Annotated in this window: 14 protein-coding genes; 11 read left to right on the forward strand and 3 right to left on the reverse strand. The window is 45.5% G+C overall.

Annotated features, from left to right (window positions below):
- Positions 1 to 4: 4 nt before the first annotated feature.
- On the forward strand, positions 5 to 802 hold the full coding sequence (locus AOT13_RS09635; RefSeq protein ID WP_003251549.1) for an ABC transporter permease: 798 nt from the start codon (positions 5 to 7) through the stop codon (positions 800 to 802).
- A gap of 190 nt (positions 803 to 992) precedes the next feature.
- Positions 993 to 1,205 (forward strand): hypothetical protein, encoded by a 213-nt coding sequence (locus AOT13_RS09640; RefSeq protein WP_042383249.1) that lies wholly within the window; start codon positions 993 to 995, stop codon positions 1,203 to 1,205.
- A gap of 87 nt (positions 1,206 to 1,292) precedes the next feature.
- Here the strand turns inward: AOT13_RS09640 and AOT13_RS09645 are convergent, their stop codons facing one another.
- The 3 genes from AOT13_RS09645 to AOT13_RS09655 all read right to left on the reverse strand — a co-directional run bounded on the left by AOT13_RS09645 (position 1,293) and on the right by AOT13_RS09655 (position 5,336).
- On the reverse strand, positions 1,293 to 2,240 hold the full coding sequence (locus AOT13_RS09645; RefSeq protein WP_042383247.1) for an ATP-grasp domain-containing protein: 948 nt from the start codon (positions 2,238 to 2,240) through the stop codon (positions 1,293 to 1,295).
- Positions 2,237 to 3,298: an LLM class flavin-dependent oxidoreductase gene (locus AOT13_RS09650; protein ID WP_042383246.1), complete on the reverse strand. Its 1,062-nt coding sequence runs from the start codon at positions 3,296 to 3,298 to the stop codon at positions 2,237 to 2,239. Before AOT13_RS09650 ends, AOT13_RS09645 begins: the two co-directional genes overlap by 4 nt.
- Positions 3,299 to 3,824: 526 nt before the next feature.
- Positions 3,825 to 5,336 (reverse strand): glycine betaine uptake BCCT transporter, encoded by a 1,512-nt coding sequence (locus AOT13_RS09655; RefSeq protein ID WP_003251546.1) that lies wholly within the window; start codon positions 5,334 to 5,336, stop codon positions 3,825 to 3,827.
- A gap of 234 nt (positions 5,337 to 5,570) precedes the next feature.
- Between AOT13_RS09655 and AOT13_RS09660 the strand changes: the two genes are divergently transcribed.
- From AOT13_RS09660 to AOT13_RS09700, 9 genes are all read left to right on the forward strand, one after another.
- Positions 5,571 to 6,923: an MDR family MFS transporter gene (locus tag AOT13_RS09660; protein WP_035502204.1), complete on the forward strand. Its 1,353-nt coding sequence runs from the start codon at positions 5,571 to 5,573 to the stop codon at positions 6,921 to 6,923.
- Positions 6,924 to 7,014: 91 nt separating this feature from the next.
- Positions 7,015 to 8,706, forward strand: coding sequence for a methyl-accepting chemotaxis protein (locus AOT13_RS09665; protein WP_003251544.1), 1,692 nt, complete (start codon positions 7,015 to 7,017; stop codon positions 8,704 to 8,706).
- A 135-nt stretch (positions 8,707 to 8,841) separates the two neighbouring features.
- Positions 8,842 to 9,789 (forward strand): tRNA (adenosine(37)-N6)-dimethylallyltransferase MiaA, encoded by a 948-nt coding sequence (gene miaA / locus AOT13_RS09670; RefSeq protein ID WP_003251543.1) that lies wholly within the window; start codon positions 8,842 to 8,844, stop codon positions 9,787 to 9,789.
- A 33-nt stretch (positions 9,790 to 9,822) separates the two neighbouring features.
- The gene (gene hfq, locus AOT13_RS09675) at positions 9,823 to 10,047 is read left to right on the forward strand and encodes an RNA chaperone Hfq (RefSeq protein WP_003251542.1); all 225 of its coding nucleotides are present in this window, start codon (positions 9,823 to 9,825) and stop codon (positions 10,045 to 10,047) included.
- Positions 10,048 to 10,450: 403 nt separating this feature from the next.
- On the forward strand, positions 10,451 to 11,383 hold the full coding sequence (gene spoVK / locus AOT13_RS09680) for a stage V sporulation protein K (RefSeq protein ID WP_003251541.1): 933 nt from the start codon (positions 10,451 to 10,453) through the stop codon (positions 11,381 to 11,383).
- 190 nt (positions 11,384 to 11,573) lie between these two features.
- Positions 11,574 to 13,133: a fatty acid--CoA ligase gene (locus tag AOT13_RS09685; protein ID WP_003251540.1), complete on the forward strand. Its 1,560-nt coding sequence runs from the start codon at positions 11,574 to 11,576 to the stop codon at positions 13,131 to 13,133.
- Between the two features lie 15 nt (positions 13,134 to 13,148).
- The gene (locus tag AOT13_RS09690) at positions 13,149 to 14,294 is read left to right on the forward strand and encodes an acyl-CoA dehydrogenase family protein (protein WP_013401217.1); all 1,146 of its coding nucleotides are present in this window, start codon (positions 13,149 to 13,151) and stop codon (positions 14,292 to 14,294) included.
- 15 nt (positions 14,295 to 14,309) lie between these two features.
- On the forward strand, positions 14,310 to 15,392 hold the full coding sequence (locus tag AOT13_RS09695; protein ID WP_042383239.1) for a CaiB/BaiF CoA transferase family protein: 1,083 nt from the start codon (positions 14,310 to 14,312) through the stop codon (positions 15,390 to 15,392).
- The gene (locus AOT13_RS09700; RefSeq protein WP_013401215.1) at positions 15,392 to 17,011 is read left to right on the forward strand and encodes a long-chain fatty acid--CoA ligase; all 1,620 of its coding nucleotides are present in this window, start codon (positions 15,392 to 15,394) and stop codon (positions 17,009 to 17,011) included. The genes AOT13_RS09695 and AOT13_RS09700 overlap by 1 nt, the downstream gene beginning before the upstream one ends.
- Positions 17,012 to 17,037: the final 26 nt, after the last annotated feature.

Here is a 17,037-nt window from a genome sequence, read left to right on the forward strand (position 1 = left end):
GCGGTTGCGTCAATGGAACAAAAATTTCGTGATCACAGGAATGGGGCTCATTGTTCCAATATTCATTGTAATCTTGTGGCAGATCTCTTCGGTTAACGGTTGGATCGCCGCAAATATCATGCCTTCCCCTTTGAAAATCGTTTCCACCATTGTGGATTTGTTTCGTGGGGGCGAACTTCAAGAACATGTCGGGATTACATTATATCGGGTAAGCATGGGATTTCTGCTCGGTACAGCTCTTGCTTTATTGCTTGGCGTATTGAACGGATATTTTCGTACAATTCGCTATTTGTTGGATCCTCTTATCCAGGCGCTGCGCAATATTCCTTCCTTGGCATGGGTGCCGTTGTTTATTTTATGGATGGGAATCGGTGAGGCTTCCAAAATATCATTAATTGCTTTGGGGGTCTTTTTCCCGGTTTATCTCAATTTGGTATCTGGCATTCAAGGAGTGGACCGCCGCTTACTGGAAGTGGGATGGGTGCATGGTTACCAAGGCTGGAGATTGATTCGCCATTTTTTTCTTCCGGCGGCTCTTCCTTCCTTCATCGTCGGACTACGAAGCGGTTTTGGATTAGGATGGATGTTTGTCGTCGCTGCAGAGATTATGGGAGCAAGCAAAGGATTGGGTTTTCTTCTGACTGATGGTCAGACGACAGGGCGTCCGGCGATCATCATTGCCAGCATTTTGTTGTTTGCATTGTTTGGCAAATTGACTGATTATCTCCTAGAACTGGTGGGGCGTCGGATTCTCCGTTGGCAAGATAGCTACGAATCGCTGGAAAGGAAAAAAGCATTATGAATGCGGCAAGCGAAATAAATGGTGTTTTGTTTCCCCACAAATGTACTTGACAATCAAGTTTTTGTACATAAAGGCATAAAAAAGTGAAATTTCCTGGATGGTTAAGGGGATCAAAAATCCCCTCTCCATTTATTAAAGATTAGTCGCTTTACTATCTTAAATTAAAAAGGCGGAGGAGACATGGAATCATTTGCAGTGTTTGCCGCTGCTTAACCCGGCACCAAGAAAAATGGCCAGAGGCAGAAAAGCGGGAAGGTGCGCCCTGTTTACGGACGGCGGCTGCATCGTTAAAGAAGGCATGCCGAGCGCAATGTTTAACCATCCAAAATATGAACGGAGAAAACGATTTTTATCGAAAGTAGTGAAATCGTGCATTTTCTTCATTGCCCAAGCGAAACGATAAGGCATTAACGATATTTTGCCATGCTGCTTCCATCCGCGAGCATAAATAAACCCTGGTTTTTGTGCTTCCAAAAACCAGGGCTATATTTTATACAAAAACGGCTTGAAGCCGCTTTAATTCCTCACCTAAAAACTTGGCTACTTCTAACATGCCAAATTTGCCGGCACGCGCTTCCGCCTCCGAGTTGTAATTCGTATTGGTGTTGACATCGTACGTAAAAATCGTGCCGTTTTGATCGCGGATAAACTCGATGCCGGCGATATGAATATCATTGGCGCGCAAAAATTGCTCATATTTTTCGAGTATCGGGTCGGAAAAACCGTCGATAATTTCAAATTTCGGACGCGCTGCCGTTTCGCCGACCGGACAGAACAAATCGCCGATTTGGCAAGCATCAGCCGGACAAAGCTCAAACCCTTCCGATGTGTCGACGCGCACGGCATACATAAACTTGCCGCCGACAAATTCACAGCGGGTGATGAATGGCTCTGGCGCTTGAATATATTCTTGCACAAGTGTGATGCCGTCTACCGAATCCTCGAAGGCAGGGCTTTCGAGATATTGCTGAAGCGCCTCAATCGAATGGAACAACTGCACGCCAAGCCCTTTGCCAGCGCGGTTATGTTTCGTAATAAACGACGGCGCGCCAAGCTGTTTTGCCGCTTCCACAATTTGTTCCTTGCCGACGGCGGCGATTGTTTTTGGTGTGCGGATTCCATGCGCATTTAACGCCATATATTGATTTACTTTGCTAATTTCTAAGCGGAGCGCCCGGCTTCCGTTGAACACCCGGCGCCCATGGCGCTCAAGCCAGGCGAGCACTGCTTCTGTGAGTTCCGGGGCAAAACGATGGGACCGGGTATGGGAAGAGGCGCTCATTCGGCTGTAAAACACCCCTGCCGGCGGCATCGCTGATAAATCGACCGTCCCCTTGTCTAAAAACCATTCTTCATAAGGCAGACCCAGTTCATCCAACCGCTGCGTTAAATGCACGGTCCATTCGCTATTTTCGTGAATAATGTAAATTTTGCTCATCTTATTTCCCCCGCTTTTGCCGCAAGTTTGCGCTGTTCGACGAGCGGCATGACTCGTTTGGCAAATCGTTCCATTTCTTCTAATTGTGGAGAAAACTGTAATAACAAGAAATCAACGCCTGCCTCTTCATATGCCAAAATGCGGTCGGCAATTTGCTCCGGCGTGCCGACAAAGTTTGGCCGCAGTCCGCGATTAGATACAGAATAGTCTTGCAATTGTAATTGCAGTTCAAGTTGGGATTTGCTGATGAAATCCTGATATCCTGCGTAGCCGCTCGATAATTTGACGTTGGTAATACGCTGCAGTTCCGCCTGCGCCTCTTCCTCGCTGTCGCGGCAAATGACAAACGCCGCCATGCCAAACGAACGAAACGGCTCTTTTCTTGCTTGTTCGCGGCGCTGTTTCATGTCGGCAATTTTGCGGGCGATTTCTTCGACTGTTCCACCGTGCATCACATAGGCATCGCAATGCTCGACAATCGCTTGTTTTCCTCGTTCGCTCTCGCCGCCGGCGTATAACACCGGATGCGGCTTTTGCACCGGTTTCGGCGCTAAATGGGCTCCTTTGATTTCATAAAATTTTCCTTGGAAATGAAATATATCGTTCGTCCACATGCCTTTTAACACTTGAACGAATTCTTCAGTGCGGTCATAGCGTTCATCATGTTCGGTAAAAATGCCGCCATATTGGCGCGCTTCTTCTTCCCACCATGCCGACACGATATTCAGTGTAAAACGGCCGTTGCTAATGTGGTCAATATTGGCCGCCATTTTTGCTATAACAGCCGGATTATGGAAACCAGGACGGACTGCGGCCAAAATTTCTAATTTTTCTGTCACCGCCGCTAGCGCCGCCGCCGTTGACCACGCTTCTAACGAATCATGCTCCGGCCCTTTTATATCATTTAAATACAGCTCTGCGACTAATGTGGTGCTATATCCCCACTGCTCCGCTTTTTGTGCCACCGTTTTTGCATATTCAAATGTCGCCGGCATGTTTTCCTCCTCAACATTGCGCAGCCAGCCTCCGAAAATCGGCAGCCAAAATCCATACCTCATCTTATTTCTCTCCTCCCTATGTTAAAAATGAAAAACTTCTTCGATAAGAAGAAGTGTTACGCTTCATCTTATCTTCTAGAACCGACTGTTCAGCTAGAATTCATAGGACAGTACTTCCGCTACTCTTGATTGGATTGCAATTTATTTTCCGTTATTTCCTATCGTTTTTATATGATTTATTTCATCTTACCATAACTTATTTACAGCGTCAATGAAACTCTTTGGTCCTTTTACGTTTGTAGATCTACTGGCGCCGAAGGGAAGGGGAGTTGACCAACAAACCGCTGAACAACGAGATAAAAAAATTAAACAATGATCGTCGAGCGCAATTATTATTTCGCCGGAAAGGGGGCTATAGTGTTTACTGGATCTGATGTTAAATGGTGTTAAACGTTTGTCCTTTTTTCGCCATAAAAAATCCCCTCCCAAGTAGACAATTAAGAACATCATATCAAATGTCCTCTGTTTTCGCTGTCTACTTGTAGGGGATAATACCAGCCGGCAATGCGAGGCATTCGCTTTTTATTTATATTCGTTTTTTGGCAATAGGCTCTTTTTGAAACGAACGAATCAACGAGATGACGATCAAAATCATAATGATCGCAAAAGGAAACGCCGCGATGATCGATGCGGTTTGCAGCGCTTCTAAACCGCCTGTCCAGAGCAAGATGACAGCGGCTGCCGCTTGAACGATCCCCCAAATAAATTTTACGGAATTCGGTGGGTTCAACCTCCCATTTGTTGTTTGCATACTGAGAACGAACGTAGCCGAATCGGCTGATGTGACGAAAAATGTGCAAATGAGTAAAATCGCCAGCCCAGATAAAATCGCACCGAGCGGAAACTGGTACAACATGAAAAACAGAGCTGTTTCCATTCCTTTTTCATTCATAACATCCATAATCTCAATATGTCGAAATTGTTCTAAATATAGCGCTGAACCGCCGAAAATGGAAAACCATAAGGCGCTGAATACTGTTGGTACAGCTAACACTCCGATCATAAATTCGCGAATTGTGCGCCCTTTGGAAATGCGGGCGATAAACGTCCCAACAAACGGCGCCCATGCGATCCACCATGCCCAATAAAAAATTGTCCACGATTTTGGCCAATCGCTTTGTTCAAACGGCGCCAACTGAAAACTCATGGACGGCAAGTTTTGCAAATAAGAACCAATTGTTGTTGTAAATACGTCCATAATAAAGTTCGTCGGGCCAGCAAAAAGCAAAAAAAACATCAGCAGAACGGCAAGAATGATGTTCATATCGCTCAATATTTTAATTCCTTTATTCAATCCTGTTTGCGCGGAAAGCATAAATAAAAATGTAACAATGATAATAATCATCAATTGAGTTGTAAAGTTATTTGTTATTGATGGAAATAAATGTGACAATCCTCCACCAATTTGAATTGCTCCAAGCCCTAACGAAGTTGCAACGCCAAAGGTTGTTGCGTATACAGAGAGCGTATCAATCACGACACCGACAGCGCCATTTGTTTTGTCGCCAAATATTGGCCGCAATGCGCGGCTAATGACACCCGGTTCTTTTTTGCGAAATTGGAAATACGCAAGCGCCAGCGCAACTACGCCATAAATTGCCCACGGATGCAGCCCCCAATGGAAAAAGGCGTACCGCATCGCCGTGCGCGCCGCTTCCGGCGTTCCTCCTTCTCCGGCAGGTGGCTCGTAATAATGGGAAATTGGTTCAGCCACCCCCCAAAACACTAACCCGATTCCCATACCGGCACTAAATAACATTGCAAACCATGTCAAGTTGCTATATTCTGGCTTTTCATCGTCTCTGCCAAGACGAATATTGCCGTACTTGGAAAAAATTAAGAATAAACAAAAGACAAGAAATGTTGTCGCCGCCAATAAATAAAACCAGCCGAATTTATCAATTAAAAAGGAATGCACGGCTGTACTGACAGCACCCAAGTTATAATCGGGCAGCTTGTTGGCAGGAATCATCCCCCAAAAAATAAATAAAGCAGCAATCGCTATTGAGAAATAAAATACGCTTGTTGTTTTTTTCATCCAATTCCTCCTTTAGTTTAGTATAAGTATGTGCCGTTGAGGATCGTGTTAGCGTTTTCGGGCGCCAGAGAAGGAAATATAAAACTTTCCAATTTTATGGTAACGAAAAAATGCGGAAAAAGCAATTGATTTGTTTCGTTGTAAAAAGCATTTTCTTTGTATGAAAGCAATGATGTCGTGTAAAATAAGGTATTCATGATAGATAAGATAAATAAAGAGGGGGGGACAGATGCAGTGAATAGCAAAATATCCGTAATGGTAAGCATTGTGCTCGCCATGCTTGTGGCATCGATGGATACAACCATCATGAATACGACGATGCCGATTATCGCCAAAGAACTCGGAGGATTTTCTCTTTACGCGTGGTCGTTTGCTTCTTACATGATAACGACGACCGTTCTTTCTCCAATCGCCGGGAGGCTTTCCGACATTTTTGGGAGAAAGAAAGTGTTTAGCTTCGGCATTATTTTATTTCTGATCGGTTCTCTTCTTTGCGGGATGTCGCAAAATATGGTCCAGCTTGTGGTATTCCGCGCGCTGCAAGGAATTGGCGCCGGTTTTATGATGCCGTTTCCTGCCATTATTGCCGGGGATTTGTTCCCGATTGAAAAGCGCGGCAAAATTCAAGCGTTTTTTACGGCGATGTGGGGGATTTCCGCCGTTTTGGCGCCGCTGTTGGGAACTTTGTTTGTCGAGTACGCATCATGGCGCTGGATTTTTTATGTTAATATCCCGCTTTGTTTGCTTTCCTTGCTCACCCTATTGCCATATAAAGAAGTGTACGAACCAAAACGGGCGGCGATTGATTATATCGGAGCGGCCTTATTTGCGACGGCGATCAGCCTTTTTCTGTTGACGACAGTGGTGGAAAGCAGCCATTGGATGTATGGCGTCACCGGCGCTGCGTTATTAACTATTTTTTACTTATATGAAAAAAAGCAGACGTCTCCGCTTGTTCCATTGGCGCTCGTGCAGCATAAAACGTTAAAATGGATGAACATGAACGGATTTGTCAGCTGTGTTGCTTTATTCGGCACATCAAGCTACATTCCGCTTTTTTTGCAAAATATCGCACATCAATCGGTGTTTGTGAGCGGTGTTGCTCTTTTAGGCATGTCGATTGGTTGGATGATTGCGGCGGTGCCGGCAGGAAAATGGATTTTGCGCTACGGTTACCGAGTGTTATTGATTATCGGAAACGTTCTGCTCGTGCTGTCTGGATTATTGCTTGCTCTTTTAAACGAAAGCCATGGATTTTTGTACGTCTTTTGTACGATGTTCATTCAAGGGCTATCGTTCGGCTTGACTTCTACTGTTGGCATCATCGGCTCGCAGCAGCTTGCTGACGCGCACGAAAAAGGAATTGCTACTTCCTTTTTCATGTTTTGCCGCAATATTGGCACGGCCATTGGCGTGACGATCATGGGGGCGTTTTTGACGAAAGCGGCCGATTTTATGACAGGCATCCACCATCTGTTTTTATTTGGGTTTATCGGCAGCATTGTCGCTTTAGTCACATCGTTGTTCATCCGCGATGAGTCAGAGCAAGAAAAAAATAATTTGCTTCGTTCTGGAGAGATGCTCTAAATATTTGGGCAAATATGCCGATAATAAAAAAAGGAGAGTATTTTTCCATCGATAAGGGGAATATAGGGTGCAATGAACGGGGGATTATGATATGAACATGACTGTAAGAAAAAAACTGATAGCAGGATTTGGCGTGATATATTTGTTGTTAGTTATGCTTATTGGTTTTGCTTACTATGAAATTTCCATGATTGATGCCAATTATACGCGCCTTGTCGATAATGAAGTTCCAAAGCTTGTTAATGTTAAACAGTTGGAAATTGCTCTTCGGCGCGAACAAGGGAGCATGCGCGGCTATTTGCTTGTCGGCGATGAAACGGCGTTAACCAACTTTACGGCAGCGCACAATGAGTATAAAAAACTAAGCAAAGAACTGGAAAAAACGTTGACAAGAACAGATACAAAAGAATTGCTGGCGCAATTGAATGAATTGGAGCAGCAATTTTACGAACTGGGACAAAAATCGTTTCAATTGAAGAACGAAAATAATGTGGAGGCATACACACAACTAATCACTACGATGGGAAGAGACATTACCTCGCAATTTGACACCGTGGCGCGGCAGCTGACGGAAATTCAGCAACGAGAGATGAAACAGGCGAGTGAAGAGACAACATCGGAAGTTGAGGGCATAAAGTCGTTGATGATTATCATTGGGATAGCAGCGCTTGTGATTGGCGGGATTGTCACCTTTTATATCAGCCGCATTCTTTCCCAACCGCTTCTTGCTCTTTCTGAAGCGGCAAAACGAATTGCTGGCGGCGATTTGACCGGGAAAAAAATCGTCGTTTCTAACCGTGACGAAATCGGAGAGCTGGCGGTATCGTTTAACCAAATGGTAAGCAATTTGCGTGATGTACTAGAGCAAGTGACGATAAGCGCCGAACAAGTCGCGGCGTCTTCCGAACAGTTGACAGCAAGCGCCGAACAGACAAACAAGGCGACGGAACAAATTGCCTTGACGATCCAAGACGTTGCTGCAGGTGTGGAAAAACAAGTACAAAGCGTTGAAGAAACAGCAGAAAAGATCGATCAAATGTCGGAAGGAATTCAGCAAATTTCCGAACGTGCGCAAAGCGTGTCGACGATTGCGATGCAAACGTCGGAAAAAGCATCGGAGGGCGCAAAAACGGTGCAAACGGCCGTCGAGCAAATGAACACAGTCAATGATACCGTTGAGCGCCTTGCGGAGATCGTAAAAGGATTAGGGAACCGTTCTGAACAAATTGGAAAAATTACCGAAGTGATCAGCGGAATTGCCGCACAGACGAATCTTTTGGCGCTGAACGCGGCGATTGAAGCTGCGCGGGCAGGCGAGCATGGACGGGGCTTTGCAGTTGTGGCTGATGAAGTGCGGAAATTGGCTGAGCAATCGGCGCAGTCGGCACAACAAATCGCTTCGTTAATCGCGATGATTCAAGAGGAAACGAGCGAAGCCGTTCAATCGATGGAAACGGTGCAAAAAGAAGTGGCGACTGGTACCGGTGTTATCAGCACATCTGGAGAAGTTTTCCGGCAAATTCAGACTGCCGTGCATGAAGTTGCGGCGCAAATTCAAGATGTTTCTGATTCCGTACAGCAAATGTCAGCTGCTGCCGAACAAGTAACGCAATCGGTACAGCTCGTGACGCAAATTGCCGAATCTGCCGCGGCGGGGGCGCAAGAAGTATCGGCGTCAACAGAAGAACAGCTTGCATCAATGGAGGAAATTTCTGCTTCGTCTGCTTCTTTGGCGAAAATGGCAGAAGACTTGCAGTCACTTGTTAAACGATTCAACGTGTAGTGAACGTCCATTGCGGCGTTCATTTCTTTTTTGGCATTTTATTATGAAAAATATATGCAAAATTTTTGTTTATTTGGATATAATAAATAAATGTACATATTTACATATTGATGAAAGAAAGTAGTGAAGTTACCGATGGGAGAGAAGCTTGTCGTCATCATCGGGCCGACCGCCGTTGGAAAAACAAAGCTAAGCATCGTCTTAGCGAAACGGTTACACGGGGAAATTATCAGCGGCGATTCGATGCAAATTTATAAAGGAATGGACATCGGCACGGCGAAAATAAAACCGGAGGAGAGGGAAGGGATTCCGCACCATTTGCTTGACATTAAAGAGCCGTGGGAATCGTTTTCCGTCGTCGAGTTTCAACATCTTGCCCGTTCGCTTATTCATGAAATTTCCGAACGGGGGCGCCTGCCGATGATTGTCGGCGGCACGGGGCTTTACATTCAATCTGTCATTTATGACTACCGTTTTTCGGCGGCTCCTTCCGATGAAGCATATCGTCGCCAACTGCGGCAGATCGCCGAGGATAAAGGAGAGATGGCTCTTTATGACATGCTGAAAGCGGTTGACCCGGAAAGTGCAGCACGGATTCATCCACACAACATTCGCCGCGTCATCCGCGCGCTAGAAATATATTATTGCACGGGCAAGACGATGACGGAATGGCAGCAGGGACAAACAAAAAAACTTCTTTACGATGCGGCGATTATTGGACTGACAATGAAACGTGAACAGCTGTATCGCCGTATTAATGAACGGGTGGACAAAATGCTTGCCGAAGGGCTGCTGGAAGAAGCGAAGGCATTATACGATCGCGGCATTCGCAATTGCCAATCCGTCCAAGCGATTGGCTATAAGGAGCTGTTTGCCTATTTTGAGGGGCGCGTCTCGTTAGAAGAGGCAATCGAACAGCTGAAACAAAATTCACGGCGCTATGCAAAGCGCCAGCTCACATGGTTTCGCAATCAAATGCCTGTGCAATGGTTCGATATGACCGATATGGCAAAGTTTGATGAGAAAGCGGAGGAAATTTTTCAATACGTAGCAGGAAAGCTTCAATTAGAAGCGAATATATAAAATTAGGTAGAGAGAAAAAGAGGAGGACGTCTCATGAAAAATTCGATTAACATTCAAGACCAATTTTTAAATCAATTGCGAAAAGATGGAACTCAAGTCACTGTGTTTTTATTGAATGGTTTTCAGCTCCGCGGTTATATCAAAGGATTTGACAACTTCACTGTTTTGCTGGAAGTTCAAGGAAAACAACAGCTCATTTATAAGCACGCGATTTCGACGTTCGCGCCGGAAAAAAATGTTCAATTTGAAACAGAGTAATCGTTGTGCCAACATTGGCTAGCGATGCAAACAGCAAAGTGCCCGTCAAAAAAGGCGGGCGCTTTTTTACTCGTAAAAACAGATCGTGCTGAATAAAATATACAAAACTTTTATTTCTGTTGAAGCTCGCCAAATCATATTGTTGGATTAAGTTCCGGACATTGCATAGAAAGAAACGGCAAAAAATGGTTTGTTGGACGGAGAGGGGAATGTTGCATAAATGAGGGATTGGCGTTTTTCCAAGCATGCTGGTGCGGGCCAGCGCTTTGCCGCCCGGCTTTCGGAACGGAAATTTCCCGCTTGCTCTGCTTCTTTCGTTTAGGCGATTGTCACGAATTGATGATGCAGAACGTATACTGATAAAGAATAAAGCGATGAAATGGGAAAGTGAGGTGACGCACCATTGTCGGAATTGACGATGAACAAAGCAAAAGGCCAAATTAATGTTGTCCTCAATTCGAAAAATATTAGCCATCTTGTCAGAGACGACCGGAATGAAGTGATTAATTACGAAGAACATCGCGTGTTAAAAGATATCCAAAAAGAACTGGACCAACTGATTGGGCTTGATCATGTCAAAAAAATCATTAAAGAAATTTATGCATGGCTATATATTGATAAAGTTCGCAAAGAAAACGGGCTGAAATCGAATAAGCAGGCACTTCATATGATTTTTAAAGGAAATCCCGGAACAGGGAAAACGACGGTGGCGCGTTTGTTAGGAAAACTGTTTTTTGAAATGAACGTGCTTTCGAAAGGACATTTTATCGAGGCGGAACGGGCCGATTTAGTCGGAGAATATATCGGGCATACGGCAAACAAAACGAGAGATTTGATAAAAAAGGCGCGCGGCGGCATTTTGTTTATCGATGAAGCGTATTCCCTTGCACGCGGCGGGGAAAAAGACTTTGGAAAAGAGGCAATTGACACGCTTGTTAAAGGAATGGAAGATTATTGTGATGATTTGGTTGTCATTTTAGCGGGGTATCCGAAAGAGATGGACTATTTTTTATCGTTAAATCCAGGATTGCCTTCCCGTTTTCCATTAACCATCGAGTTTCCTGATTATACAGTCGATGAGTTAGTTAAAATAGCCAAACAAATGTTGCGTGAACGGGAATATGAATTCACGCCGGAAGCGGAGCGAAAACTGCATGATCATATCGAAGAAATGCTTGAGGAGAAACAGTACGGAAAATTCAGCAACGGTCGCTATGTGCGCAACTTAATTGAAAAAGCGATTCGCAAACAGGCGGTGCGTTTGTTGCACGAAGGGAGATATGATAAAAAGGAGCTGACATTGATTCGCGGCCGGGATCTTATAGTAGGCATGTAAGCGGGAAAGGGGAAACCAGCCCTTTCTTTTTTATGCAATAGAGGAGTTGTTGATAATGTGTGGAATAGTTATACATAAAAACAAATCAGATAACTAATATTCTGAATAGTATTTATATTTTATATTTTATTTATATTATGTATAATTAAAGTAATAGCAATGTTTGAAAATGACAAGGGGGCTGGTGCGCATGTACATGACGATTGGCGAAGTATTTGCCCAGACGGTGCGGAAATTTCCGCAAAAAGAAGCGATTGTCGATATGACAAAAGGACGCCGTTATACGTATGAACAGTGGGAAAATGAGGTGAACCGCCTTGCAAACGCTCTTTTGGAAGCCGGTGTTCAAAAAGGGGACCGCGTATCGACCGTTTTGTTCAACACAATGGAGCTTGGCACAGCGTTTTTTGCCTGCGCGAAAATTGGCGCGATTTTCAATCCGATTAATTTTCGTTTGAAATCAAAAGAAATCGCTTACATCCTCGAAGATGCAATGCCGAAAGTGGTGTTGTTTGAAAAGGCAGTTGCACCGCAAATCGCAGCCATTCATCATGAATTCCCGCATGTTTCATTTTGGTATATCGATGATGATACGCCGCCTTATGCAGCTGACTACCATGCGCTTGTCGAACATGCACAAGCAGCAGCACCTTCGATGGATGTATCAGAAAATGACATTTACGCGATTATGTACACGAGCGGCACCACTGGCAGGCCGAAAGGAGTGCTGCACCGCCATCGCGATATGATAGAACAAAGCATGATTTGCATTTCCGTGATGCGCATTCGCGACACCGACCGCGGGCTTGTTGCCGCGCCGATGTTTCATTGTGCGGAGTTGCATTGCTGCTTTTTGCCGCGCGTTCATGCAGGCGCAGCCAATATCATTCTTCATCATTTTGATCCAAAGCTAGCGTTACAAACGATTGAACAGGAGAAAATAACGCTGTTGTTTGCCGCGCCAACGATGTGGAATATGATGTTACAAGAAAAACTTAGTGATTACGATTTGTCATCGCTTCGCCTTGGATTGTACGGCGCCGCTCCGATGGCCCCTGTTCTTGTGAAAGAATGTAAAGAGCGGTTAGGCATTGATTTGATTCAAGCGTATGGCATGACGGAAATGGGGCCAGCGGTGACGTTTTTGCTGGAAGAAGAACAGTTGACAAAAGCCGGATCTGCCGGGCGCGCCTGCCTCAACCATGAAGTTCGCGTCGTCAAACCGCGGGAAGACGGCCCGTCCGACCCGGATGATGAACTTCCGCCTGGAGAAGTCGGCGAAGTGATTATGAGGGGGCCTTGCATGATGGCCGGCTATTACAACCGGGAGGAAGCGACCGCAAAAGCGATGTATAAAGGATGGTATCATTCCGGTGATTTAGGCTATATGGATGAAGACGGCTATCTGTTCGTGGCCGACCGTGTCGATGACATGATTATTAGCGGCGGGGAAAACGTCTACCCGCGCGAAGTGGAAGATGTGTTATACGAACATCATGGCGTGCTCGATGTCGCCATCATCGGCGAGCCGGATGAACTATGGGGAGAAAAAGTCGTTGCGTTTGTGGTGAAGAAAGATCCGAATGTGACGGATGAGGATTTGGAACAATTTTGTAAAAATAGCGATCGTCTCGCGCCTTACAAACGGCCGCGTGCATATTATTTTGTCGACGCATTGCCGCGAAACGCCAGCGGGAAAATTCAAAAGTTTTTGCTGCGCGAACAAATCAAAAATGCGGCAAAAGGCTGAAAGCGGGGTGGCATAATGACAGCCGCATATTTGCGCGAAGAACATCACATTTTCCGTGGCGCCTTTCGCAAGTTTTTGGAAAAAGAAGCATATCCATATTATTCGGAATGGGAAAAGAAAGGAATCATCCCCCGGTCATTTTGGACGAAAATGGGGGAAAATGGCTTTCTCTGTCCATGGGTCGATGAAAAATACGGCGGTTTCAACGCTGATTTTGCGTATTCGGTAGTGATCAACGAGGAATTAGAAAAAGTTGGTTCGAGCATGGTCGGTATCGGCTTGCATAATGATATTGCCGTTCCGTATCTTGCTTCTTACGGTACGGAAGATCAAAAACGAAAATGGCTCCCGAAATGCGTATCCGGTGAAATCATTACCGCGATCGCGATGACGGAGCCGGGCGCAGGGTCAGATTTGGCGGGGATTTCCACAACGGCAATCAAAGACGGCGATCACTATATCGTCAACGGGCAAAAAACGTTTATTACAAACGGCATTCACGCCGACCTCGTGATAGTTGCCTGCAAAACGGATCCAAATGCCAAACCGCCGCATAAAGGCATCAGCCTTCTTGTCGTTGAGCGCGATACCCCGGGATTTACGCGCGGACGAAAGCTTGACAAGGTCGGGCTGCATGCGCAAGATACGGCTGAATTGTTTTTTCACGATGCGAAAGTGCCGAAAGAAAACTTGCTTGGCGAAGAAGGAAAAGGATTTTATTACTTGATGGAAAAGCTCCAGCAAGAGCGGCTTATAGTGGCGATTGCTGCGCAAACGGCAGCGGAAGTAATGTTTGAATTGACAAGGCAGTACGTTAAGCAGCGGTCTGCGTTTGGAAAGCGAATCAGCGAGTTTCAAACCGTCCAATTCCGCCTTGCTGAAATGTCAACGGAAATCTTCATCGGCCGGACGTTTGTCGACCATGTCATTGAGGAGCATATGCAAGGAAAAAATGTCGTCACACACGTATCGATGGCGAAATGGTGGATTACGGAAATGGCGAAACGAATCGCTGCAGAAAGCATGCAGCTTCATGGCGGCTACGGGTATATGGAAGAATATGAGATTGCTAGACGCTACCGAGATATTCCAGTCAGCGCAATTTACGCCGGGACGAATGAAATGATGAAAACGATTATTGCGAGAAATCTTGATTTATAGAAAGAAGGTGACGATGTGTTAGAAGGGGTAACGGTCATCGATTTTTCCCACTACCTTCCTGGCCCGTTTGCCAGCCTGCGCCTCGCTGATTTAGGAGCTGAAGTCATCAAAATTGAGCCGAAAACGGGAGATATGATGCGTTCACTTGCCGAGGAATGCGTATTTTACGCAAACAACGCAGGCAAAAAAAGCATTGCCCTTGACTTAAAAAACGCACAAGATTTACAAACGGCAAAACAGTTGATCCGCAAGGCTGATGTCATCATTGAAAGCTTCCGTCCGGGAGTGATGAGACGGCTCGGTTTAAGCTATGAAGATATTCTCACTATCAACGAAACGGTCATTTATTGCTCGATAAGCGGCTTTGGCCAACAGAGTGAGCATAGTTTGCTGGGAAGCCACGATTTAAATTATATGGCGATTACTGGCGTATTGGCGCAACTGAAAGATCAAGAAGGGCGCCCTGTTCATCCGGCGATTACGTTTGCCGATTTGATCGGAAGCATCCATGCGGTTGAACAAATCATTGCCGCGTTATATCACCGTGAACGGACCGGAAAAGGAACGTATATTGATCTTTCGTTAGTCGACGGATTGCTTTCGCTGATGATGAACCATTTTGTCATCGAGCATGATACAGGAAGAAAAAACGGCATTGACGTGCTTGCCGGCACGATCGTTTCCTACTATTTGTACGAAACGAAAGATGGGCGATATGTAAGCCTTGCGGCGCTTGAGAAAAAATTTTGGGAAAACTTTTGCCATGCTGTCGGAAAGCCAGAATGGATTTCCTTCCATTATTCGCCCGCAAAAGAAGACAATCCCATTTTTCAAGAAATTAAGTGTTTATTTGCAATGAAAACGCTTCAAGAATGGATCGAATTAAGCCAAACGGTGGATTGTTGCCTTGCTCCTGTATTAGAAACGGATGAAGCAAAAGCGTTATTTGCGAACGCCAGCTACCGCAAGATGATTCATATGACCGACGGGCGCATAGAAGTGGCGACCCGGTATGACGAAACATTGTTGCAAAAACGAAAAAAGGCGCCGGCATTAGACGAACATGGCGATCTATTGCGAAAAGGGAGTGATGAATGATGATGAATGTGCCATTAAACATTTCGGTGATGTTAGAAAGAGCGGAAATGTTTTTTCCGAAGAAACAGGTCATTTCCCGCATGAAGCACGGTATTGTCCGCCATACATATAAAGAAATCGGGGAGCGGACAAGACGGCTTGCCAGCGTGTTAGCAAACTTTGGCGTTTCCGTCGGCGACCGCGTCGGAACGTTTGCTTGGAACCACCATCGCCATTTGGAAGCGTATTTTGCCATCCCAGGAATTGGCGCGGTGCTGCATACGATTAACATCCGCCTGTCACCGCAACATATTGCTTATATTATTAACCATGCTGACGATCGCGTGCTGATCATAGACGACGACTTGCTTCCGGTGATTGAAGCGGTGAAAGAAGATATTCCGAACGTCCGCGCATTTATCATCATGACAGATGAGAAAGAGCTTCCAGAAACGGCGCTTTCTCCTGTTTACCATTATGAAAAATTGTTAGAACAAGGCGATCCGGCATTTCCGTTTAAAAAAGATTTAGATGAATACGCGCCGGCCGGAATGTGCTATACATCGGCAACGACTGGATATCCAAAAGGGGTTGTATATACGCATCGCAGCACAGTATTGCACAGCATGGCGCTTGGCTTGGCAGATACAAAAGGATTATCGGAGAAAGACGTAGCGATGCCGGTTGTGCCGATGTTCCATGTCAATGCATGGGGCATTCCGTTTGCGGCGACATGGTTTGGTACGACATTAGTCATGCCCGGGCCGGCTTTTACCCCAAAAGTGTTGGCGCAATTAATTGAAAGTGAAAGAGTAACCGTGACAGCGGGAGTACCGACCATTTGGATTGGTTTATTGCAAGAATTAGAAAAAGGAAACTATGACGTAAGCAGTTTAACGCGGATCGTATGCGGCGGTGCGGCGGCGCCAAAAGGAGTGATCCGCGCGTTTGAAGAAAAATACAAAATCCCGTTTATCCACGCCTATGGCATGACGGAAACAAGCCCGATCGTTTTAGTATCGCGCCCAAAAAGCTATCAGCAAGACTTGCCTTATGAAGAACAATTAGCATTGCGCGCAAAACAAGGAATTCTCGTTCCAGGCTTGGAAATGAAAGTCATCGGCAAGGATGGGGAAGTGCGCTGGGATGGGCAAGAAATGGGCGAGTTATGTTTGCGCGGTCCGTGGATTGCGTCGGAATATTATCGCGATGAGCGGACAAAAGAAGCGTTCCGTGACGGATGGCTGCATACGGGAGATGTCGTCACTGTCGATGAAGAAGGATTTGTCAAGATTGTCGACCGCACGAAAGATGTTATAAAAAGCGGTGGAGAGTGGATTTCTTCTGTTGATTTAGAAAATGCGTTAATGGCGCATGAAGCAGTATTCGAAGCGGCGGTTGTCGCCGTGCCGCATCCGAAATGGCAAGAACGGCCGATTGCCTGCGTTGTTGTAAAAGAAGGAAAAACGGTGACGAAGGAAGAGCTTTATGATTTTTTGCGGCCGCAGTTTACAAAATGGTGGCTGCCGGATGACATTGTCTTTATGAAAGAAATACCGAAAACGAGTGTCGGAAAATTTTTGAAACGAAGGCTGCGCGAGGAGTTGCAAAACTATTATTTTAGCAAGGATGCTCAATAACAAATGATATAGCTTAATGTGCGACA

It is taken from the genome of Parageobacillus thermoglucosidasius (assembly GCF_001295365.1).
In the GTDB taxonomy this organism is placed as follows: domain Bacteria; phylum Bacillota; class Bacilli; order Bacillales; family Anoxybacillaceae; genus Parageobacillus; species Parageobacillus thermoglucosidasius.